General features: G+C 64.8%; 19 protein-coding genes. 10 read left to right on the top strand and 9 right to left on the bottom strand.

Annotated elements, in window-relative coordinates; all coding sequences use genetic code 11:
- Nucleotides 1-265 precede the first annotated feature (265 nt).
- The 7 genes from hemJ to LRC39_RS01490 all read left to right on the top strand — a co-directional run bounded on the left by hemJ (nt 266) and on the right by LRC39_RS01490 (nt 8,457).
- A complete protein-coding gene (gene hemJ, locus LRC39_RS01520; protein WP_346296114.1) occupies nt 266-706 on the top strand; it encodes a protoporphyrinogen oxidase HemJ in 441 nt (146 codons plus the stop codon).
- Between the two features lie 261 nt (nt 707-967).
- Nucleotides 968-2,233, top strand: a complete 1,266-nt coding sequence (gene rho / locus LRC39_RS01515) for a transcription termination factor Rho (RefSeq protein ID WP_011155864.1) — start codon at nt 968-970, stop codon at nt 2,231-2,233.
- A gap of 86 nt (nt 2,234-2,319) precedes the next feature.
- Nucleotides 2,320-3,642 (top strand): tRNA uridine-5-carboxymethylaminomethyl(34) synthesis GTPase MnmE, encoded by a 1,323-nt coding sequence (mnmE, locus tag LRC39_RS01510; RefSeq protein ID WP_346296113.1) that lies wholly within the window; start codon nt 2,320-2,322, stop codon nt 3,640-3,642.
- A gap of 162 nt (nt 3,643-3,804) precedes the next feature.
- Complete coding sequence (gene mnmG, locus LRC39_RS01505) at nt 3,805-5,673, top strand: tRNA uridine-5-carboxymethylaminomethyl(34) synthesis enzyme MnmG (protein ID WP_346296112.1); 1,869 nt, start codon at nt 3,805-3,807, stop codon at nt 5,671-5,673.
- A gap of 168 nt (nt 5,674-5,841) precedes the next feature.
- Nucleotides 5,842-6,513: a 16S rRNA (guanine(527)-N(7))-methyltransferase RsmG gene (gene rsmG, locus LRC39_RS01500; protein WP_346296111.1), complete on the top strand. Its 672-nt coding sequence runs from the start codon at nt 5,842-5,844 to the stop codon at nt 6,511-6,513.
- Nucleotides 6,514-6,541: 28 nt separating this feature from the next.
- Nucleotides 6,542-7,396, top strand: a complete 855-nt coding sequence (locus LRC39_RS01495) for a ParA family protein (RefSeq protein WP_107342538.1) — start codon at nt 6,542-6,544, stop codon at nt 7,394-7,396.
- 170 nt (nt 7,397-7,566) lie between these two features.
- On the top strand, nt 7,567-8,457 hold the full coding sequence (locus tag LRC39_RS01490) for a ParB/RepB/Spo0J family partition protein (RefSeq protein WP_346296110.1): 891 nt from the start codon (nt 7,567-7,569) through the stop codon (nt 8,455-8,457).
- A gap of 255 nt (nt 8,458-8,712) precedes the next feature.
- On the opposite strand, the gene holA is transcribed toward LRC39_RS01490, so the two are convergent.
- The 4 genes from holA to LRC39_RS01470 all read right to left on the bottom strand — a co-directional run bounded on the left by holA (nt 8,713) and on the right by LRC39_RS01470 (nt 14,860).
- Nucleotides 8,713-9,744, bottom strand: a complete 1,032-nt coding sequence (gene holA / locus LRC39_RS01485; protein ID WP_346296109.1) for a DNA polymerase III subunit delta — start codon at nt 9,742-9,744, stop codon at nt 8,713-8,715.
- 56 nt (nt 9,745-9,800) lie between these two features.
- Nucleotides 9,801-10,364 (bottom strand): LPS assembly lipoprotein LptE, encoded by a 564-nt coding sequence (lptE, locus tag LRC39_RS01480; protein WP_107342534.1) that lies wholly within the window; start codon nt 10,362-10,364, stop codon nt 9,801-9,803.
- Nucleotides 10,351-12,981, bottom strand: a complete 2,631-nt coding sequence (gene leuS, locus LRC39_RS01475) for a leucine--tRNA ligase (RefSeq protein ID WP_346296108.1) — start codon at nt 12,979-12,981, stop codon at nt 10,351-10,353. The genes lptE and leuS overlap by 14 nt, the downstream gene beginning before the upstream one ends.
- A gap of 205 nt (nt 12,982-13,186) precedes the next feature.
- Entirely contained in the window at nt 13,187-14,860 is a 1,674-nt protein-coding gene (locus tag LRC39_RS01470) for a diguanylate cyclase domain-containing protein (RefSeq protein ID WP_346296107.1), read from the bottom strand.
- Nucleotides 14,861-15,030: 170 nt separating this feature from the next.
- Between LRC39_RS01470 and LRC39_RS01465 the strand changes: the two genes are divergently transcribed.
- On the top strand, nt 15,031-15,690 hold the full coding sequence (locus LRC39_RS01465) for a YggS family pyridoxal phosphate-dependent enzyme (RefSeq protein ID WP_346296106.1): 660 nt from the start codon (nt 15,031-15,033) through the stop codon (nt 15,688-15,690).
- A 67-nt stretch (nt 15,691-15,757) separates the two neighbouring features.
- On the opposite strand, the gene LRC39_RS01460 is transcribed toward LRC39_RS01465, so the two are convergent.
- Nucleotides 15,758-16,327 (bottom strand): L,D-transpeptidase family protein, encoded by a 570-nt coding sequence (locus LRC39_RS01460; RefSeq protein ID WP_346296105.1) that lies wholly within the window; start codon nt 16,325-16,327, stop codon nt 15,758-15,760.
- Nucleotides 16,328-16,491: 164 nt separating this feature from the next.
- On the opposite strand from LRC39_RS01460, the gene LRC39_RS01455 reads away from it, so the two are divergent.
- On the top strand, nt 16,492-17,178 hold the full coding sequence (locus LRC39_RS01455) for a response regulator transcription factor (protein WP_011155851.1): 687 nt from the start codon (nt 16,492-16,494) through the stop codon (nt 17,176-17,178).
- A 39-nt stretch (nt 17,179-17,217) separates the two neighbouring features.
- Complete coding sequence (locus LRC39_RS01450; protein ID WP_107342529.1) at nt 17,218-17,667, top strand: cyclic nucleotide-binding domain-containing protein; 450 nt, start codon at nt 17,218-17,220, stop codon at nt 17,665-17,667.
- A 60-nt stretch (nt 17,668-17,727) separates the two neighbouring features.
- Here LRC39_RS01450 and LRC39_RS01445 read toward each other — a convergent pair whose 3' ends face one another.
- From LRC39_RS01445 to LRC39_RS01430, 4 genes are read right to left on the bottom strand one after another with little or no spacing between them, the layout of a single operon-like run.
- Nucleotides 17,728-18,540, bottom strand: a complete 813-nt coding sequence (locus tag LRC39_RS01445; RefSeq protein ID WP_346296104.1) for an exodeoxyribonuclease III — start codon at nt 18,538-18,540, stop codon at nt 17,728-17,730.
- Between the two features lie 51 nt (nt 18,541-18,591).
- A complete protein-coding gene (locus tag LRC39_RS01440; RefSeq protein WP_346296103.1) occupies nt 18,592-19,188 on the bottom strand; it encodes a class I SAM-dependent DNA methyltransferase in 597 nt (198 codons plus the stop codon).
- Between the two features lie 11 nt (nt 19,189-19,199).
- Nucleotides 19,200-20,144, bottom strand: a complete 945-nt coding sequence (locus tag LRC39_RS01435; RefSeq protein ID WP_346296102.1) for an outer membrane lipoprotein carrier protein LolA — start codon at nt 20,142-20,144, stop codon at nt 19,200-19,202.
- A 17-nt stretch (nt 20,145-20,161) separates the two neighbouring features.
- Complete coding sequence (locus LRC39_RS01430; RefSeq protein ID WP_346296101.1) at nt 20,162-22,633, bottom strand: DNA translocase FtsK; 2,472 nt, start codon at nt 22,631-22,633, stop codon at nt 20,162-20,164.

The following is a 22,633-nucleotide window of genomic DNA, read 5'->3' as shown; positions in this document are numbered from 1 at the left end:
CCTCTGATCCTGCAAGAGCCCGACGAACAGACCAGCAGTTGGGGATGACTGTGAAGATGTGGGTCGATGCGGAAGAACTCTGGAATGCCGTTGGGTGAGTCAAATCCACGGCCACTTAGACTCAAACCTTAAGAATCTATAAATATTGATAAGAAAGCGGGCGCTTGCGGAAATCTCCGCATTCGAGCATTCGATCAACGCGCGATGCGGGTCCTGCGTTCCGGATCGTCTGGCAGCTTCGCGGCACAGCGGAATGGAAGATCGAATGATCGACTGGGTGGATGTCTATCCGTGGGTGAAGACCCTGCACGTGGTGGCGGTGATCTCCTGGATGGCCGGCATGCTGTATATGCCGCGATTGTTCGTCTACCACTGCGCCGCCGAAGTCGGATCGACCCAGTCCGAGACTTTCAAGATCATGGAACGCCGGCTGTACCGGGCGATCATGAATCCGGCCATGATGGTCGCGTGGGTCGCCGGTTTGGCGATCGCCTGGGAGCAGGGCTATTTCAGCTCGGGCTGGTTTCACGCCAAGCTCGCCGCCGTCGTGCTGATGACCGTGATCCATCTGCTGCTCGGCCGCTACGTCCGCGACTTCGCCGCCGACCGGAATACCCGGTCTCATAAATTCTATCGCATTATCAATGAGATACCGACGCTCCTGATGATCGCGGCGGTGCTGTTCGTGATCGTCAAGCCGTTCTGACGGCCCTGGATGACGGTACGGCGTCGATCGTCTTGCGTGGACGCAACGGATTTTCTATACTGGCATTCGTCCCACCTAAAGCAGGCGAATGTGGTTGCGATCAGGTTCCTTTCTGAACCGGCCGCCGCATCGGGTCTGAAACCTCCCGCACCTTCCTTGCTCAAGACACCGTCGACCTGAAGACCTGCGGACTCCGGTTATTTCCTCCCGCTTTTTCTTCCGCTGACGAATCCCCAGTCTCGTTTCCACAGGACCACCCCCATGCGGGAAATCAAACTTCAAGACCTGAAGGCCAAGACGCCGGCCGAACTCGTTTCTTTTTCGGAAGAGCTCGGGGTCGAGAACGCCAGCACGATGCGCAAGCAGGAGCTGATGTTCGCCTGCCTCAAGCAGTTGTCGGCCAAAGAGACCGACATCATCGGCGAAGGCGTCGTCGAGGTGCTGTCGGACGGTTTCGGCTTTCTGCGCTCGCCGGATGCCAACTACCTTCCGGGCCCGGACGACATTTACGTTTCGCCCTCGCAGATCCGCCGCTTCGGTCTGCGCACGGGAGACACCATCGAAGGCCACATCCGCAGCCCGAAGGAAGGCGAACGCTACTTCGCGCTGCTCAAAGTCAACTCGCTGAACTTCGAAGATCCCGAGAAGTCCAAGCACAAGGTCAATTTCGACAACCTGACGCCGCTGTTTCCGGATGAACGCTTCCGGCTCGAGATCGACGATCCCACCCGCAAGGATCTGTCGGCCCGCGTCATCGACATCGTCGCCCCGATCGGTAAGGGCCAGCGCGCGCTGATCGTCGCGCCGCCGCGCACCGGTAAAACCGTGCTGATGCAGAACATCGCGCACTCGATCACGGCGAATCACCCCGAGTGCTACCTGATCGTGCTGCTGATCGACGAGCGGCCCGAAGAAGTCACCGACATGCAGCGCTCGGTGAAGGGCGAGGTGATCTCCTCGACCTTCGATGAACCTGCGGTCCGCCACGTTCAGGTCGCCGAAATGGTGATCGAAAAGGCCAAGCGCCTGGTCGAACACGGCCGCGACGTTGTCATTCTGCTCGACTCGATCACCCGCCTCGGCCGCGCCTACAACACGGTGGTGCCGTCTTCGGGTAAGGTGCTGACCGGCGGTGTCGACGCCAACGCGCTGCAGCGGCCGAAGCGGTTCTTCGGCGCCGCCCGTAACATCGAAGAGGGTGGATCGCTCACCATCATCGCCACCGCGCTGGTCGATACCGGCTCGCGCATGGACGAAGTGATCTTCGAAGAGTTCAAGGGCACCGGCAACTCGGAGCTGATCCTCGACCGCAAGGTCGCCGACAAGCGCACCTTCCCGGCGATCGACATCTCGCGGTCCGGCACCCGCAAGGAAGAGCTGATCACCGATCCGCAGCTGCTGAAGAAGATGTACGTGCTGCGCCGTATCCTCAACCCGATGGGGACGATGGACGCGATCGAGTTCCTGCTCGACAAGCTGCGCAACACTAAGAACAACTCGGAATTCTTCGACTCGATGAACACCTGAGCGAGTCGGATATCCGGTCATCAAGGGCGCCCCGTCGGGCGCCCTTTTTGTTTGCGTTCGGAACAGTGCCTCGGCAAGACAGCGCCATGCATCCGAGCGACCAGACCATCTTCGCCCTTGCGACCGGACCGCTGCCGTCGGCAATCGCCATCCTGCGTGTCTCCGGATCGCGAGCGGGCGACGTGCTGAGAGCGCTGACCGGATCTCTGCCGTCGCCGCGGCGCGCCGTGCGCTGTGATCTTCGGACCCGCGACGGCGAGATGATCGATGACGGTGTGGCGTTATGGTTTCCGGCGCCTGCGTCCGCGACCGGCGAAGACATCGCCGAATTGCACATCCACGGCAGCCGCGCGGTGGCGGCGGCGCTGATCAAGACCCTCTCGGCGTTCGAAGGCGTGCGGCCGGCGGAGCCAGGCGAGTTCACCCGGCGGGGCTTCGAAAACGGCAAGCTTGATCTGACCGAAGCCGAAGGTCTCGATGATCTGATCCATGCGGACACCGACGCGCAGCGGCGTCAGGCGCTGCGCCAGCTCGGCGGTGTGCTCGGCGACCGGGCACGTCGATGGCGCGATCAGATCATCGAAGCACTGGCGCTGGTCGAAGCGGGGATCGACTTTTCCGACGAGGGGGATGTCGCCGATGAGCTGATGGGGCCGGCGCGGGCGAAGATCGCGGAGCTGTCCGCAGAGATCGCCGAGGTCTTGGCCCAGCAGGGTCGGGGAGAGAAGCTTCGCGACGGGATGGTGGTGGCGATCGCCGGGCCGCCGAATGTCGGCAAGTCCACTCTGATCAATCGCCTGGCGCGCCGCGAGGTGGCGATCGTGTCGCCGCATGCCGGCACGACCCGGGATGTGATTGAGGTTCAGCTCGATCTCGACGGCTATCCGGTCACGGTGATTGATACCGCGGGATTGCGAGACAGCGACGATCCGGTCGAGCAGGAGGGAGTGCGCCGCGCCCGCTCGCGAGCCGCTTCGGCGGATCTGGTGCTGTGGCTGAGCACGGCCACGGATGCTTCCGATCCGGATGTGAGCGGTCCGGAAGTCTGGCGGGTCCGCAACAAGATCGATCTGGCGGTCGGCGATGCAGGATCCGGTGGGGCAGAGCATGCTTTCAGGATTTCGGCGGCGACGGGCGAGGGGTTTGCGGAGTTGCTGCGCGAGCTGACGCGATTTGCTGCGCAATATTTCGGGTCTGCAGAAGCCGGACTGATCACGCGGGATCGCCATCGGCTGTTGCTTGCCGAAGCTTCGGCGTCGCTGGAACGGAGTCTGGTGTCGGGACTGGCCGAAGAAATCGTCGCCGAAGAACTCCGTGCTTCCGCTCACAGTCTTGGCCGATTGCTGGGGCGGGTCGACGTCGAGGACGTCCTCGGTGAGATCTTCAGCCGGTTCTGCATCGGCAAATAGGCTCACCGGGTCGCCGGTCAGCGGCGCGGTTACAATTGGTTAACCACGATACCGGGATTTCGGCGCCGCTGTTTCACGTGAAACAGTCCGGTGAGGTTTAGCCGGTATCAAGGTCGGCGGACTCGCCTTCAAAGCTCCTCGGAGCTGAGCTACAACCCCATCATGCGCACCTCTTTCGACGTCATCGTCATCGGCGGCGGCCACGCCGGCTGCGAAGCTGCGGCTGCGGCTGCCCGGATCGGCGCGGCTACCGCCCTCGTCACCCATCGGTTTGCCACCGTGGGTGCGATGTCCTGTAATCCGGCAATCGGAGGGCTGGGCAAAGGTCATCTGGTCCGCGAAGTCGATGCTCTGGACGGCTTGATGGGCCGGGTCGCCGACGCTGGCGGCATTCAGTTTCGGATGCTGAACCGTCGCAAAGGCCCCGCCGTCCGCGGTCCCCGCGCCCAAGCCGATCGCAAACTGTATGCGGCCGCGATGCAGACCGCGATCCAGGCCATTCCGAACTTGTCGGTCATCGAAGGGGAGGCCGACGCACTGCTCTGGCAGAATGGCCGCGTGACCGGCATTCGGCTCGGCGACGGCCGGGAGTTTGCGGCCGCGGCGGTTGTGATCACCACCGGGACCTTCCTCCGGGGCCTCATTCACCTCGGCGAGCGAAGCTGGCCGGCAGGCCGGATCGACGAAGCCCCGGCGTTGGGGCTGTCGGGATCGTTCGAAGCGCTCGGATTCAAGCTCGGCCGGCTCAAAACCGGCACTCCACCACGTCTGGATGGCCGGACGATCGACTGGAGCGCTGTCGAGATGCAGCCCGGCGATGATCCGCCGGAGCCGTTTTCGGTGCTGACGCCGGCGATCACCACGCCGCAGATCGAATGCGGCATCACCCGGACGACGACAGCCACCCACGAGGTGATCCGCGCCAATGTGCATCGCTCGCCGATGTATTCCGGGCAGATTCAGTCCACCGGCCCGCGTTATTGCCCGTCGATCGAGGACAAGATCGTCAAATTCGGCGACCGCGACGGCCACCAGATCTTCCTGGAGCCGGAAGGGCTCGACGATCCGACGGTCTATCCCAACGGGATTTCGACCTCGCTGCCCGAGGACGTGCAGCGCGCAATCCTGAAGACGATTCCTGGCCTGGAGCGGACCGAGATGTTCCGCCCGGGCTACGCGATCGAATACGACCACGTCGACCCGCGAGAACTGGAGCCGACGCTGCAGACCAAGCGACTGCGCGGGCTGTTTCTGGCCGGGCAGATCAACGGCACGACCGGATATGAAGAGGCCGCGGCCCAGGGCTTGGTCGCGGGTCTCAACGCGGCTTTGGCCGCCGGGGGAGGCCACCTGGCGGTGTTCGATCGCGCCGACGGCTATCTCGGCGTGATGATCGACGATCTGGTGACCCGTGGCATCACCGAGCCGTACCGGATGTTCACCTCACGGGCCGAATATCGCCTGACCCTTCGGGCCGACAATGCGGACCAGCGCCTTACCGACAAAGGACTAGCGATCGGCTGCGTCGGCACGGAGCGGGCGGCCTTCCATCAGGAAAAAATGGCGGCACTGTCTGAGGCGAAAGCGCTCGCCCAGTCGCTGTCGATCACCCCGAACGAAGCCGCCAAGCATGGGCTGGCGCTGAACCGCGACGGCCAGAGGCGCTCGGCGTTCGATCTGTTGTCCTATCCGGAGATCGAGTGGACTCAGGTCCGCGCGATCTGGCCGGAGCTCGGCAAGGTCGATCCGGGAATCGCGGTCCATGTCGAGATCGACGCCAAATATCATGTCTATCTGGAGCGGCAGACCGCGGACGTCGAGGCGTTTCGTCGGGATGAGAGTCTGCGGCTCACCGATGTCGATTACGGAGCGGTCCCGGGTCTGTCGAACGAGGCTCGCACACGGCTGGAACGGCATCGGCCCCACACCGTCGGGCAGGCGGGGCGGCTCGACGGGATCACGCCGGCCGCCCTCGGAATTCTGGCGGCCTATCTGCGGCGTGAACAACGAAAGCGGAAATCGGCAGGATAAGGTCCCGAAAGTGTTTCACGTGAAACACACGGTCTCTGAGTTCCGCCGTGTTTCACGTGAAACGTTAGCGGTCGATTGCAGATCGGTGCCGGATTCGATGGCCGGAATCGGTTTGCAAGAATATAATCAAAACAGGCCCGCAGCGGCCGTCTCTCCGCAGTGAAGTCCATGCAGCGCGCTGCCAAACCTCTCGTTTCTCTCTCTGATCTCGACGCCGACAAAGCGGCGGCGCTCAAGCTCGTCCCGATCTCATCAGCGCTCGAAGCGCGGCTCGATGCCTATGTCGCCTTGCTGCAGCAATGGCAGGCTAAGACTAATCTGGTCGCTCCCTCGACTCTGCCGCAGCTTTGGACGCGCCACGTCGCGGATTCGCTGCAGCTCGTCAGCGTCCTGCCACAGGCCCGGCGATGGCTCGACTTTGGATCTGGAGGCGGGTTCCCCGGCGTGGTGCTGGCCTGCGCGATGGCGGAGGTCGGCGGGCACGTCACGTTGGTGGAGCGGATCGCCAAGAAGGCGGCGTTCCTGCGCGAGGCGCTCCGCGTGGCGGGCGCGCCAGGCACAGTGATGCTCGCGGACATCGGGGATAGCGTGGATAGATTCCCACAGGCGCTGGATTGCATCACCGCCCGTGCGGTCGCTCCGCTACACCAGCTCATCGGTTTTGCTGAACCTCTGATGACCTCCGGAACCACGAAGGTGTTGTTTCTGAAAGGTCAAGATGTAGATGCAGAATTGACGGAAGCTACTAAATATTGGAAATTCCAGCCTAAGCTGCATGCCAGCGTGACCGGTGGCCAAGGCTGGATCGTCGAAATCGATCACATCGAACGACGCACATAACCGCCACCAACCAGCCGAAGAACCTGCCATGACCGTAATTGACGAGATTTATCAAGGGGATAGGGCGAATTCAGAGCCCGGGCGTCCGCGCATTATCGCGCTCGCCAACCAGAAGGGCGGGGTCGGCAAGACCACCACCGCGATCAATCTCGGCACAGCGCTGGCCGCGATCGGCGAACGGGTGCTGATCGTCGATCTCGATCCGCAGGGCAATGCCTCGACCGGGCTCGGCATAGATCGCCGCGATCGCAACACCTCGACTTACGACGTGCTGGCCGGTGAAGCGCCGCTCCGCGACGCGGTGGTCGCGACCGCGGTGCCGCGGCTCCACATCGCCGCTTCGACGATGGATCTGTCCGGCCTCGAGCTCGAGCTTGGTCATCGCGGCGACCGCGCGTTCAGACTGCGCGACGCCATCGGCGTGCTCAACAAGGACATCGATCCGCCGCTCGACTACACCTACGTGCTGATCGACTGCCCGCCGTCGCTGAACCTGCTGACTGTGAATGCGATGGCGGCCGCGGATGCGATCCTGGTGCCGCTGCAGTGCGAGTTCTTCGCCCTCGAAGGTCTGTCGCAATTGCTGCAGACGGTCGAGCAGGTCCGGGCCAACCTCAACCCGAACCTGACGATCCACGGCATCGTGCTGACGATGTTCGACAGCCGCAACAATCTGTCGAGCCAAGTCGTCGCCGACGTGCGCCAGTTCATGGGCAAGAAGGTCTACGACACCATGATCCCGCGTAACGTGCGGATCTCGGAAGCGCCGAGCTACGGCAAGCCGGTGCTGGTTTACGATCTGAAATGCGTCGGCAGCGAAGCCTATCTGAAGCTCGCCACCGAAGTGATTCAGCGCGAGCGCGAACTCCGTACCACGCATTGAGGTGCGCGGCCGGCGGTGCCGACCAGGCCTCGTCATTGCGGGCGAAGCAAGCGATCCAGAGCCGGGCAGGGCGCCGGCTTGCTTGCGATGCCGCTTGTCAGTGACGATGCGAACTAACAACTTTCATTTCATCAGTGCGGAGTAGCGACGTGAATCCAAGGGAGCTGGCGATGGCCGATGAGCACCGTTCGCGACTGGGGCGCGGCTTGGCGAGTCTGATCGGCGATGTCGGCGGCGAGGCCACGCAGGCCGAACGGCCGCGGGCGCAGCGCAAGGTGCCGATCGAATTCATCAAGGCCAATCCGCGCAACCCGCGCCGCACCTTCACCGACGCCGAGCTTGGTGAACTGTCCGACTCGATCAAGCAGCACGGCGTGATCCAGCCGATCGTGGTCCGCCCGGTGAAGGGCACCGCCGATCGCTACGAGATCATCGCCGGCGAACGGCGCTGGCGCGCGGCGCAGCGCGCCGGTCTGCACGAAGTGCCGATCGTTCCGGTCGACGTGTCGGATGCGCTGGCGCTGGAAATCGCCATTGTCGAAAACGTTCAGCGCGAAGATCTTAATCCGCTCGAAGAGGCGCTCGGCTATCAGGCGCTGGCCGCCGAGTTCAATCGCAGCCAGGAAGAGATCGCCAAGATCGTCGGCAAGAGCCGCAGCCATGTCGCCAACATGATGCGGCTGATCAAGCTGCCCGACGACGTCAAGTCGCTGATCGCCTCGGGCGAACTGACCGCAGGCCATGCGCGTGCGCTGATCGGTCTGCCCGACCCGTCGGCGATCGCCAAGCGGATCGTCGCCGAAGGTCTCAACGTCCGTCAGACCGAGGCGTTGGCGCATGAAGAAGGCGTGCCGGAGCGCAAGCCGCAGAAGCCCCGTGCCGCCTCGGGTGCCAAGGCGGTGAAGGACGCCGACACCGTGGCGCTGGAAAAACGCCTGAGCGACGCGCTCGGCATGAAGGTGACGATCGACGACCACGAAGGCACCGGCGCGGTCCAGATCCGCTACGCCGATCTCGATCAGCTCGACGACATCATCCGCCGGCTCGAGGCGGGCGGTTAGTTCGGTTGTTCGTTGACGCCTGAGGCGGCTATCTCTCGTTGGTCATTCCGGGGCGCGCAGCTACGCTGCGCGAGCCCGGAATCCATAACCACTGCCGTCAATGGTTCGTCATCCACCGCCGTGCGCTCTCACGAGCGTCGGGAAGTATGGATTCCGGGTTCGCCGCTGCGCGGCGCCCCGGAATGACGAACGAGAGGAGTCTTGTGTGGCGAGCCGGGTGGGCTTCGCTGCGCTCAGCACTACGGATGATACCAACTAACTCCGCCGCCGCGCACTGACCGCGATCGACAGCAGCGTGCGCTGTGCGATTGCGGCGCCGAGTGTGGCTTGGCGACGAGTTTCGAGTGCGGCGCTGGCGAGCTGCTCGATGATTTGCCCGAGGCGGGTCGTTGAGAGATTTCGGAGCGCCGTCTCGGCTGCGGCCTTGCGGGAGAAATGCAGCCGCGGAAATCCGGAATCGAGAACCACGGCGGCTGGCGTGCCGCCTTCGACCACAAGGCTGGTCTTGTGCAGAAACGCCGCGTGGCGCTGCGCCGCGAGGATGATCTGACCCGGATAAGTGCCGGCCACCATCGCCTTGGCGAATTCAGTCTCGACCACAATCGGCTTGCCGGAAAACGCAGCGTCGACGATCGCGTCGAGCTTGAGATCGGATGCGTCTGACACACAGGTGATCACGTCGTCGAGCGTGACTTCACCCTTGCCGTGCGCGTACAGCGCCAGCTTCCGCAGCTCATTACGCGAGGCCTGGCGATCGCCGCCGAGCAGCGTCGTCAGCACCGCCTTTGCATCCTTGGCGATCTGTAGATTCGAGCCGCGCAGTTCGTCGTCGATCAGCCGGGCGATGTCGGCTTCCGCATCCGGATAACAGCCGATCGCGACCGCGCCAGTCGTCGCCTTTTCGCAGGCCTTGCGCAGCGCATTGTCGGGCTTGATGTCGCCGGCTTCGATGACGACCCGGCATTCTTTCGGCGGCGAGGAGATCAGCGCTTCGACGCCGGCGACGAAACTGCGCGACCCCGCGCGAACCCGGATCGCGCGGCGTCCGCCGAACATTGGAATGGCGAGGGCTTCGTCGACCAGCCGCGACGGCTCTGCGGCGAGCTCGTCGCCGTCGAGCCGAACCAATGCGAATGGATCTTTGGGGTCGTCGAGCGAGGCGGCGATCAGCGCATCTGCGCGTTCGCGCACGAGCCCCGCATCAGGTCCGTACAGCAGCACGATCGGCCGGCCCGGATCGGGCCGGCTCAGAAACGAGGTGGCATCTTTGCCGCGAAGCGCAACCATCACTCAGCGCCAGAGCCGAATGTGAACCAACACCGCGTGGTCGGCGGAATCGCGGATCACATCCCGGCGTAGAAGAACGAGGCCAGCCGAGTGTTGATGTTCTCGGCGATCTCCTGCACGGCGCGGTCTTCCGCATCGCGGCCGGCGCGGGTGCGGGCGAAGCGCTGCGACTGGCCGGGCACGTCGTATTCGACGCGCGAGAAGGTGTTGCCGCTCATCACCGTTTTGCCGGTGGCGATGTCCTTGAGCTGATAGCTGGCATCGATCGCGTAGTTTTCGATCGTCGGCAGCTGCGTGCTGGGATCGACGATCAGCGACGACCGCGAGGTCGAGATCGAGATCTTCAGCGTGTACAGCGGCGGCGCGCCGGTGGCGCTGCCGTACAGCTTGAACATCAGCTTATTACGCAACTCGACGCCGAGGCGGGAGTTGCGCGACCCGTTCGGAATATCGAGCGGCGGGACTTCGATGGCGTTCAGCTTATCGCGCAGCGTCGGCGAACCGTCGCCGCGATCGGCGTACATCGGTTGGAAGCAGCCGGCGACCGGGGCGGCCAGCGCAACCGCCAGCGCCAACCGGACGACGAACTTCTTGAGCTCCGCTGGCTTAGCCGACGACATTCACGATCCTCTGCGGGACGACGATCACCTTGCGAACGGGCTTGTCACCCAAGGCCTGTTTTACCGCATCGAGCGCCAAAACGGCAGCCTCAATTTCGCTGGTCGGAGCGTCGCGCGGTACCGTCACCTCGCCGCGCTTCTTGCCGTTGACCTGAACCGGCAGCGTGATGCTGTCCTCGACCAACAGATCCGGTTCGATCTGCGGCCAGAGCGCCTCGGAGACCAGGCCGGTCTGGCCGAGCACGGTCCAGCATTCCTCGGCGAGGTGCGGCATCATCGGGTGGAACAGCTGCACCAGAATCACGGTCGATTCGCGGATCGCCCAGGCGAGATCGGGCGAGGGCGTCTGCGAACGGGCCAGCGCGTCACCGAGGGTATTCGAGAACTCTCGGATATGCGCCAGGCTGACGTTGAAGGCGAGCCGCTCGATGCCGGACAGCACCTTGTCGAGCGCACCATGTGCGGCCTTGCGCAAGGTGAGCGCGTCGGCACTGAAGCTTGCCGGCCGTTCGGCCGGAGCCGACGCGGCGATCGGGGCCGCATCGTTCACCATCCGCCACAGCCGCTGCACGAAGCGCGACGCACCCTTGACGCCTTCCTCGCTCCAGATCACGTCGCGATCCGGCGGAGAGTCCGACAGCATGAACCAGCGCGCGGTGTCGGCGCCGTAGGTCCCGATGATGTCGTCGGGATCGACGGTGTTGCGCTTGGACTTCGACATCTTCTCGATCGGGCCGATCTCGACCGGGCTGCCGCCGTCGATCAACGTAGCGCGCCGCTGATCGCCATCGACCACGATCGACACTTCGGCGGGCGAGGCGAAGTGGCCGTCGACCTTCCGATAGGTCTCGTGCACCACCATGCCCTGCGTGAACAGGCCGGCGAACGGCTCGTCATGCTTGATGTCGATATGACCCGCCGCCTTCATCGCCCGGGTAAAGAACCGGCTGTACAGCAGATGCAGGATCGCGTGCTCGACGCCGCCGATGTACTGATCGACCGGCATCATCCGGTTGACGACGTCCGGCGTGGTCGGCGCCTCGGTGTTCCACGGATCGGTGAAGCGCGCGAAGTACCAGGACGAATCCACGAAGGTGTCCATGGTGTCGGTTTCGCGCACGGCCTTGCCGCCGCATTGCGGACAGGTGACGTGCTTCCAGGTCGGGTGATGGTCGAGCGCATTGCCCGGCTTGTCGAACGACACGTCCTCCGGCAGCACCACCGGCAGATCCGCGTCCGGCACCGGCACCACGTCGCAAGTCGGGCAGTGAATGATCGGGATGGGACAACCCCAATAGCGCTGACGTGAGATACCCCAGTCGCGCAGGCGGAAATTCACCTTGCGTTCGCCGACCGGTGCGCCGCCGAGCTGCGTGGTCTCGAGCCGCTTGGCGACCTCTTCCTTCGCCTCGGCGATCGTCTTGCCGTCGAGGAAGCGCGAATTGATCATCCGGCCGTCGCCGTCATAGGCGGTGTCGGTGATGACGAAGCTCGTCGGGTCCTGGCCTTCGGGACAGACCACCGGCGTATTGCCGAGCTGGTACTTGTTGACGAAGTCGAGGTCGCGCTGGTCGTGCGCCGGGCAGCCGAAGATGGCGCCGGTGCCGTATTCCATCAGCACGAAGTTGGCGACATAGACCGGCAGCTTCCAATTCGGGTCGAACGGATGCACGGCGCGGATGCCGGTGTCGATGCCCTGCTTCTCGGCGGTGTCGATCTCGGCCTGCGCGGTGCCGCGCTTCTTGCAGTCGTCGATGAACGCCGCGACCTTCGGGTCCTTCGCCGCCGCGGCCTGCGCCAGCGGATGGTCGGCCGCGATCGCCATGAACTTGGCGCCGAATAGCGTGTCGGGGCGGGTGGTGAAGATCTTCAGCTCGGTCTCGCCGGCCGGCGTCGTCGCGCTATCGAGCGCGAACCGCACCATCAGGCCTTCGGACCGGCCGATCCAGTTGCGCTGCATCAGCCGGACCTTGTCGGGCCAGCGATCCAGCGTATCCAGCGCGTCGAGCAGCTCCTGGGCGTATTTGGTGATCTTGAACACCCACTGGTTCATCTCGCGCAGCTCGACCACCGCGCCCGAGCGCCAGCCGCGGCCGTCGATCACCTGCTCGTTGGCCAGCACGGTCATGTCGACCGGGTCCCAGTTCAGCTTGCGCTTCTCGCGCTCGACCAGCCCGACCTTCAGGAAGTCGAGGAACATCTTCTGCTGGTGCTTGTAGTAGGACGGATCGCAGGTTGCGAATTCACGCGCCCAGTCCAGCGACAGCCCCATGGTCTGGAGCTGCTTCTTCATCGCCGCGATGTTGTCGTAGGTCCAAGCTTTCGGGGCGACCTTGCGCTCGATCGCCGCGTTCTCCGCCGGCAGACCGAAAGCGTCCCACCCCATCGGGTGCAGCACATTGTAGCCGCGCGCCCGCATCGTCCGCGCCACCACGTCGCCCATGGTGTAGTTGCGGACGTGGCCCATGTGGATCCGCCCCGACGGATACGGGAACATCTCCAGCACGTAATACTTCTTGCGCAGGTCGTCGTTGCGGGTGGCGAAGATCTTCGCCTCGTCCCATTTCGCCTGCCACTTCGGCTCGGATTCGCGGGCGTTGTATCGTTCGTTGCTCATGAGATCAGGTTCGGGAGATCAGAAGACGGCCGGCCGGTTCGAGCGCGGATCAGGGCGGAAAAACGGGGCGCGGCCGAGGTCGCCAACCGGTGCGGGGGCTCGGTTCAAATCGCGCGCGAAGCGCGCGGACTAGGCCATGAAACATGGTGTCGGGTCAATGGGATGGCGCAAGCCCGGCGGCTCGCCGGGCAGCCCTTGGGCGGCCTCAGCTCGCCATCGCCACCGGGCCGTCGCTGGCCCGGATGAAGCCGTGCTCGACCACGTTGTTGCGGCCGCGATGTTTGGCCGCGTACAGCGCCGCGTCGGCGGCTTCGATCAGCTCGGCCGGGGAGGCGTGTTCGCTCGGCAACGTACAGGCGACGCCGATGCTGACGGTCACGTGCTCGAACGCACTGGTCTTATGCGGCAGGGCGAGCTGTTCGACGGTGGTGCGGACCAGCTCGCCGACCTGGAGGGCGCGGCCGATCCCGGTTTCCGGCAGCAGCAGGCAGAACTCCTCGCCGCCATAACGCGCCGCGAACCCGCCGGTCTGGTCGGCCACCGCCGCCAGCGTCTCCCCGATCCGGCTGAGGCAGGCGTCGCCTTCGGGATGGCCGTAGGAATCGTTGAACAACTTGAAATGGTCGACGTCGATCATCATCAGCGCCAGGCGATGGCCGGTCTGCTGGCCCTTCATCCATTCGAAATCGAGCCGGCTCTGCAGGCCGCGGCGGTTGGCGAGGCCGGACAGCAGGTCCATCGAGGCCATCACGGTCAGGCGGCTGTTGCTGGCGACCAGCTCGCGTTCGCGCTGGCCGAGCTGCGCCGCCATCGCGTTAAACGCCCGCGCCAGCGGCACAAATTCGGACGGCAGCCGCTTGCGAGCGACCCGGGCCGACCAGTTGCCCTCGGCGAATTTCTTGGCGACTCCGGTCAGCACCGAGATCGGCTGCACGATCAGCCGTTCGGCCGCGATCAGCGCGCCGAGCAGCACGAACAGGCAGACCAACGCCAGCTGCAGATAGGCGGTGCGGATGTCGCGATTGATGCCCGCGGACACCTTGTTCTCGTCCACGGTCACCACCAGCCGCGCGCTGGTGCCGGGAATCCGGCTCACGGTCATCAGCCGGCCGGCGTCGTCGTGCATGGTGATGCTGCCGCGGCCCTGCGGCGTCTCGGCCATCGCCGGCAGCAGCGACATACGGTCGAGCTTCTTGCCGATCAGGCTGCGCTCGTCCGGGGGAGCGGCCAGCACGGTGCCTTCGCCGTCGATCAGGGCGGCGTTGACGCCGACGCGGCCGGCCAGGCTGCTCATCATGTCGGACAGCCAGTCCAGATTCATGCCGGCGACGATCACTGCCTCTTCGCCGGTATCGATCGCTGACACCGGGTAGGCGGCCAGGATCGTACCTTTCTGGGTCTGCCGGCCGACCAGGAAGTCGCTGACGACGAAGTCGTGTGTTTCCAGAGCTTTACGGAAATAGGGACGGTCACTGATGTTGCTGCCGACGAACATCGAAGAGGTCGAGCAGTGCACCACGCCGTCGGGGCCGGCGACCATCAGCATCCGGATCGAGGGCAGATCGACACGCAGGCTGGCGCGCAGAATGCTGCAGCTTCGCCCCGCCTGGGCGGCGGCGGCGTGCACATAGGCGGCCGATTTCAGCACCGCTTCGACCGACGAAATCACCTCGCGCTCAGCGTCCGCGGTGCGCTGCGCCAGCGTCGACAGCTCATTGGCCATGGCGGCGAGCTGAGCGGTGCGCGTCTCTTCGAGCAGACGCACCCGGTCCAGCATCAGCGGACACACCAGGATGAGCGCCAGCACCACGAGCCTGGCCCGGATCCCGAGCAACGCCCTCAGTTTGGCTTTGTTGCGGACGATTGCGATGCGTGACATCGTTGCCCCTCGACCCCCCGCAATCACCCTAGGTGGAAGGCTTCAAGAAGCCTTTCTTCGATTCATTACAATTTGAGCGAAGCCGGAACCGTGCACAAACTTGCAGCTCTGAGCGCGCCGCCAAGGTCGCCTGTCACCCGCCGCCCCCTGTCATCTGGAGCTTCGAGCCGATGAGCGCCGCCGACAATCTGGCCGCGGTCGAGGCCGAAATCGTCAATGCTTGCAAGGATGCACGGCGCGAGCGCAGCGAGGTGACGCTGATCGCGGTGTCGAAAACCTTCGAGGCGGACGCGATCCGCCCGGTGCTGTCGGCCGGCCAGCGGGTGTTTGGGGAAAATCGCGTCCAGGAAGCCAAGGGCAAATGGCCGGCGCTGGTCGAACAATACCCTGGCACCGAATTGCATCTGATCGGGCCGCTGCAGTCCAACAAGGCCAAGGACGCCGTCGCGTTGTTCGATGCGATCCATTCGGTCGACCGCGATAGCCTGTGCGAAGCCCTGAGCAAGGTGCTGCCGCAGGCTGGCCGCAAGGTCGAACTGTTCGTTCAGATCAACACCGGCGAGGAGCCGCAGAAGGCCGGCATTGCACCGCAGGATGCCGACGCCTTTCTGGTTGCCTGCCGCGAGCGGTGGGGCCTGACCATCAGCGGGCTGATGTGTATCCCGCCGGTGGACGAAGCTCCGGCGCCGCATTTTGCGCTGTGCGCCAAGATCGCCAAGCGCAATGGACTGGCGAAGCTGTCGATGGGCATGAGCGCCGACTTCGCCACCGCCATCCAGTTCGGCGCCACCCATGTGCGGGTGGGGTCGGCGATCTTCGGGCATCGCTGACGTCGCGACTTGCACGGCATCGTCGAAGACCGGTCTGCCCGCTCGCCGCGCGATGACGGTGGTGCGGCTACCCAATCACGATCTTCGTGTTGGGTCCCAGCCGGGCCAGCAGGCGTGTGAGGTTCGGGCGGGTCATCGCCACACAGCCGGCGGTTGGGCCGAAATTATCGCGGGCCAGATGCAGAAACACCGCACTGCCGCGGCCGGCGATGCGCGGCCGGGTGTTGTGGTCGATCTCGGCGATCAGGTCGTAGAGATGATCGTCGCGCATCAGGCGGTCGCCTTCGCCGGCCGGTGACCGGTGGATCGGCCGGTTGTAGTGCCGGCTTGCCGGGTCTTCGCACCAGGCATCGTCAGAACCGATAATCCGGATCGGCAGATGGGTGCGGGGGCGGGGGCCGCGGTCGGCGCGCCACCATAGCCGCAGCGGGCGGAATGTGCCGCGCGGGGTGCCGCCGTCGCCTTCGCGCTTGTTGGCCAGAATGCCGCCGCGCCCAAGCGCCACCGGGATGGTCAGCCCACCGGCGATCAGCCAGCCGCGGCTAAGCTCGCCGGCAGCCCTGCGCACGATCAGCCGAAGCAACGGCCCGGTCTGCGGCGATTTTCGCGAAGGTGCTGATCTGGCTGTCTTTTTCATGCGTCCGGAAGGTTTGCCGCAGGCATCATGGCGGCAAATTTAGGTGGCCGCAGTTAAATTCCGCGGAATCGCTCCCTATCTGCTGATCTGCGATACAATCGCGCGTGATTTGCGTGCGCGCCCCCACGAGAGCCGCGCCGCCAGACGACGGAAGGACAGCGCCGATGCCGAACGCCCGCAAGATCCTGATCGTGGACGACGACAATGATCTGCGCGACGCGCTGGTCGAGCAGCTGTCGCTGCACGAAGAGTTCGAGGCTTCCGCGGTCGACACCGGCGCCAAGGGTGTGCAGACCGCCAAGGCGCTGTCGCCCGATCTGGTGCTGATGGACGTCGGCCTGCCCGACACCGACGGCCGCGAAGTGGTGCGCAGCTTGCGCAAGGGCGGCTTCAAGGCGCCGATCATCATGCTGACCGGCCACGACACCGACTCGGACACCATTCTGGGCCTGGAAAGCGGCGCTAACGACTACGTGGCCAAGCCGTTCAGGTTCGCGGTGCTGCTGGCGCGGATCCGCGCCCAGCTTCGTCAACACGAAGCCAGCGAGGACGCGGTGTTCACGGTCGGGCCGTATTCGTTCCGCCCCGGCTCGAAGATGCTGACCGGCGCCAACGCCAAGAAGGTCCGGCTGACCGAGAAGGAAACCGCGATCCTGCGCTTCCTGTACCGCGCCGGACAGGCGCCGGTGTCGCGCGAAACCTTGCTGCAGGAGGTGTGGGGCTACAATTCCGGCGTCACCACCCACACGCTCGAGACTCACATCTACCGTCTCCGCCAAAAGATCGAGCGTGACGCGGCGAATCCGGAGATTCTGGTCACCGAGGCCGGTGGCTACAAACTCGTGCCGTGATACCAATAAGGGGCCGATTCACTCGTTTCCCGGTCCCGCATGTCGATCGAAGATGATGTTGCCCTGCTCGCGCGCGTTCCGACGCTGCGTCTGCTCGGCGAGCAGGCGCTGCGGATGCTGGCAATCGGCTCCGAGCAGCGCGACTTCGCGCGCGGCGACGTGATGTTCAATGCCGGCGAGCCGGCCGATGCCGGCTATGTGGTTCAGCGCGGCGCGTTTCAGATCACAATGGAAGACGGCGGCCTGCACGAGATGGTGGCGCGGCCGGGCGACCTGATCGGCGAACTCGCGCTGGTGATGCCGATGCGGCGTCCGACCACCGCGGTGGCGCTGGAATATTCCTCGGCGATCCGGATCGCCCGCAGCCTGTTTCAGCGGGTGCTCGAAAGCGATCCCGGCGCAGCGCTGCGGCTTCGCGACGAATTCGCCGCCCGCACCACCCAGGTTGCCAACGACATCGTCATGGTGGGCAGCAAGCTGACGTCGTAGCGACTTCGCTGCGAACTGGATTGCTGGGGTCGCGCGACGGCCGCGCGGCGAAGCAACTAACTACAGCTCCATCGTCATCGTGACTGGGACGTGGTCGCTCGGCCGCTCCCAGCTGCGCGCGTCGCGCAGGATCTTGAAGTCGATGACGCGGTCCTTCAGCGCTTCCGACACCCAGATATGGTCGAGCCTCCGGCCGCGGTCACCGACCGTCCAATCGGCAGCCCGATAGCTCCACCACGTATAGACCTTCTGATCGAGCGGGATGCGATCGCGCGCGACGTCGACCCAGTTTCCGGCGCGCAGCACCCCGAGCAGCTTGTCGCATTCGACCGGCGTGTGCGACACCACTTTCAGAAGCTGTTTGTGCGACCAGACGTCGTGCTCGTGCGGCGCGACGTTGAGGTCGCCGACCAGGATGTGCCGCTGATCGCCGGATGGATGCAGCGGCTCGCAGGCTTTCATCTCGTCGAGAAACGACAGCTTGTGCTTGAACTTGGGATTGACGGCTGGATCGGGAATGTCACCGCCGGCCGGAACATAGAAATTGTGCAGCACCAGCGGCGGCGCGGTCTCGTCGGTCTTCACCGAGACCGAGATATGTCGGCTGTCGATGATGTCGCAGAAGGTGCGGATGTCGGTGGCGACAAACGGCAGTTTCGAAATCACCGCGACGCCGTGGTAGCCCTTCTGTCCGTTCAGCGCGATGTGCTCGTAGCCGAGGCGCTTGAACCGCTTCAGCGGAAACGCGTCGTCCGGACACTTCGTCTCCTGCAGGCACAGGATGTCCGGGCGCTGGGCTTTGAGGAATTTCGCCACCAGCTCGATGCGAAGCCGCACCGAGTTGATGTTCCAAGTCGTGAGCGTGAGACGCATCTGCGCGACCTAGCGGATCGCAGCCAGGGGGGCAAGCCTGGGCAGGAGGCTTCAACCGGATTTCGCCAGCCACACGGTATGACCCCCGCAATCTGGATCATTGGCGCGGTGGGCTACGACCGTGAAACCATGCCGGGCGAGCAACTGCCGATATTCGGCCGGAGCAAGGCTTGCATGATACAGCGGCTCGCCCTGGTACGAGCCGGTCGCGACGCCTTCAGCCGGACCGGAGGTGAACATCAGCGCTGCGCCGGGGGCCGCATGCGCACGAAACACCGCGAACATCGCGCGCTGATCGTCGGGCGACAGATGAAAGAAACTGTCCCAAGCGAGGATGCCGCCGAATTGGCGCTTCAGATCGGCGCGCCGCATATCGCCCACGACCCAATGCTGATCTGGAAAGCGCCGCTGGGCCAGCTCGATCAAGCCGGGTGAAGAATCCAGCCCGGTTACACCATGCCCCGCTGCGATCAAGAACCGGGCGATCGGTTCGCCCGAGCCGCAACCGAGGTCCAAGACGGCGGCGCCATCGCCGGCGCAATGGCGAAACTGTTCGAGCCAGGCGCGCTCGAGCAGCGTCCGGCCGCGTTCACGATCCCATTGCTGTGCGTGTCGTGTGTAAAGACCGATGATCGCATCCGCGGTCATGGTTTGGACGACTAACCGGGCGGAGTGCCGTAATTGGTGTAGTCGATCTTGAACATCGACGGATCAGGGCGCCTGGTGGTGTCGAGATTGTACACCGCCACGGTGGTGTCGTAGCCCTGCGGATCGGTGACGGTCCATTGCTTGAGCTGACCGTCTTTGGTGCCGAACATCAGCAGCAAGCGGCTGGTGCCGATGACCGCGTTTTTCTCTTCGATGATGATGTTTGAATACAGATCGTCGGAGGTGATGCTGACGACGTTGGTGTCGCGGAGCAGATCGAGCCGGTCGCTGAGTAGATAGCGCAGCGGCGTCTGCGACAGCGGATAGACGTCCTGGGTCGCCAGCTTGCGATCACGCACCACCACCGACTGGCCATCGGCGATCATCGAGATCGGGCTCGGGTCGTCATACTCGAACCGCACCCGGCCGGGTTTCATGATGTAGAAGTCACCGGTGAGCTTGCTGCCGTCCGGTCCGACCTGGACGAACTGGCCGACCAAGGTCTGCAGCGACGATAGATACGTGCTGGCCTTGGCAGCCTCCGCCTTCTGAGCGGCATCGAAAGTGGTGAAGATCGAGGCCGGCACGTTGCGCCGCGGATCGGGGATCACCGGCTCCGGCGGTGTGGTCAGCTTGGCGACCGGCGGCTGGGCAGGGGCTTGCGGGGCGCGCTGCTTCGGCTCGGCCGCGCTGAGCTGGGTCGCGCGCGGCGACGGCTTCGGGGCCGGCACCGGTTCGGCCGCTGACGGCTGAATCGCGGCGCCGACGATCGCGACCGCAGCGGCGGCGACGCAAATCTGCCGCAGCCGGGTCGCGGTCGTCCAATTCGGCATCAAGTCGTTGAATTGTTTGATCAAGCTCATGTCCTGCACGGCCGTGACGGCGTCGCCGCGGTGCTGGTCTGCCGCTACAGGGGCGCTGTGGCGATTTCGCGACCCCATGTCGGCTCCCTGCATGACCCTGATCCCGCGCCTCAAAAGTTGGAATCCTCTTCGGCGACCAGGATCTCGCGTTTGCCGGCGTGGTTTGCCTGGCCGACGATGCCTTCGAGCTCCATCCGCTCCATCAGCGACGCGGCGCGGTTGTAGCCGATCTGCAGCCGACGCTGAATATAGCTGGTCGAGGCCTTGCGGTCGCGTTTGACGATCGCCACCGCCTGCTGGAACAGATCGCCGCCGCCGTCGCCGCCCATGCCGGTGGCGTCGAACACCGCGCCGTCTTCTTCGCTCGGCTCTTCGGCCGTGACCGCCTCGAGATACTCCGGCGCGCCCTGTGCCTTGAGGTGCTTGACGACCTTCTCGACTTCCTCGTCGGAGACGAATGGGCCGTGGACGCGGCTAATGCGGCCGCCGCCCGCCATGTACAGCATGTCGCCCTGGCCGAGCAGCTGTTCGGCGCCCATCTCGCCGAGGATGGTGCGGCTGTCGATCTTCGACGTCACCTGGAAGGAAATGCGGGTCGGGAAGTTGGCCTTGATGGTACCTGTGATGACGTCCACCGACGGGCGCTGCGTCGCGAGGATCACGTGCAGGCCGGCGGCGCGCGCCATCTGGGCAAGGCGCTGCACCGCGCCTTCGATATCCTTGCCGGCCACCATCATCAGGTCGGCCATTTCGTCGACGATGATGACGATGTAGGGCAGCGGTTCGAGGTCGAGCTTCTCTTCCTCGTAGATCGCTTTACCGGTCTCCTTGTCGAAGCCGGTATGCACCGTGCGGGTCAGCTCTTCGCCCTTGGCTTTGGCTTCGCCGAGGCGGGTGTTGTAGCCGTCGATGTTGCGGACGCCGAGCTTGGCCATGCGCTTGTAGCGCTCTTCCATCTCGCGCACCGCCCATTTCAGCGCCACCACCGCCTTCTTCGGATCGGTGACGACGGGCGTCAGCAGATGCGGGATGCCGTCATAGACGGAGAGTTCGAGCATCTTCGGATCGACCATGATCAATCGGCATTGATCCGGCCGCAGCCGGTACACCAGGCTGAGGATCATGGTGTTGATCGCGACCGACTTACCCGAGCCGGTGGTACCTGCGATCAGCAGATGCGGCATGCGGGCGAGGTCGACGATGATCGACTCGCCGCCGATGTTCTTGCCGAGGCACAGCGGCAGCTTGTGCACGGTCTCGTTGGTGTCCTTCACGCTGAGCAGTTCGCGTAAGTAAACCTTCTCGCGATGCGCGTTGGGCAGTTCGATGCCGATCGCGTTGCGGCCGGGCACCACCGCGACGCGCGCCGACAGCGCGCTCATCGAGCGGGCGATGTCGTCGGCGAGGCCAATGACGCGCGACGATTTGATGCCGGGGGCCGGCTCCAGCTCGTACAGCGTGACCACCGGGCCCGGGCTCGCCTTGATGATCTCGCCGCGCACGCCGAAGTCCTGCAGCACGCCTTCCAGCGCGCGGGAATTGGCTTCGAGCTCGGACTTGCTGAGCGGCTGCCGATCCGAGGCCTTCGGGGCAGATAGAACGTTAACCGAGGGCAGGTCGAACCGCGCCTTCTTGGCGGCTGGCTTCGGCGCCGCCTTCTTGCGCGGCGCGCGGGCGACCGGAGGAGCTTCCTCGTCGTCGTCGTCGTCGTCTTCGATCTCGTCGACCGGCTCGGGTTCGTAGTCGTCGTGGTGATCGACGTCCGGGGCGATCGGCGGCGCGGAGCGGCCGCCGAGCCGCGGCTCCTGCCGTTCGAAACCCTGCTTGCCGGCCGTGGGTGCACTGCTGACGAGGCCCTGATAGGACAGCTTCGCCAGCCGCCACAGCCGGGCCTTTGCACTCAGCATCGCGTGCACCAGCCAGCCGAGCGACACCGAGCCGCGGTCGGATTCTTCTTCGTCTTCGAGCGGCAGATCCTCATCGGACGCCACCTCGTCGGGTTCGCGCTCACGAGATCCGAAACCGCCTGCGATCAGGAACGTCGCCAGCACCGCTGCGCCGAGGATGAAGCTGAGGATCACGCGGAAGATCAGGCCGGGACCGAACACCAGCGACGGCGCCCGCACCAGCGCGTCGCCGACCACGCCGCCGAGCCCGGTCGGCAGCGGCCAGGCGGTGTCATGCGGAAACGATGAGGCGAAGCCGGCGGCGAAGATCGTGCACAGGAACCAGGCGCCCATCCGCAGCGCGGTGCGGTCGAAGGGGCGGTGATTGAGCATCCGCCAGCCCCACACCGCGACCGGCATCAACAGTCCGATCGCACCGAGGCCGAGGATCTGCATCGCCAGATCGGCGCCGATCGCGCCCGGGTAGCCGAGCAGGTTGTGAATGCGCCGCGAGGTGGCGTGGCTGAGGCTGGGGTCCTGCACCGACCAGGTGGCGAGTGCGGCTGCCGCCACCGCCGCGAGGGCGATCAGGCCGAAGCCGGCAAGCTCGCGCAGCCGCCGCGCCAATACCTCGCGCACCGAGGGCGGGAGGTGTCCGACCAGAGGAAAGGCTCGTTCGATCGCCGGCATGCTCAT

It is taken from the genome of Rhodopseudomonas sp. P1, assembly GCF_039642825.1.
GTDB lineage: Bacteria > Pseudomonadota > Alphaproteobacteria > Rhizobiales > Xanthobacteraceae > Rhodopseudomonas > Rhodopseudomonas palustris_H.
Note: the sequence above shows the minus strand (reverse complement) of the source record. Positions and strands in the feature narration are given on the sequence as shown.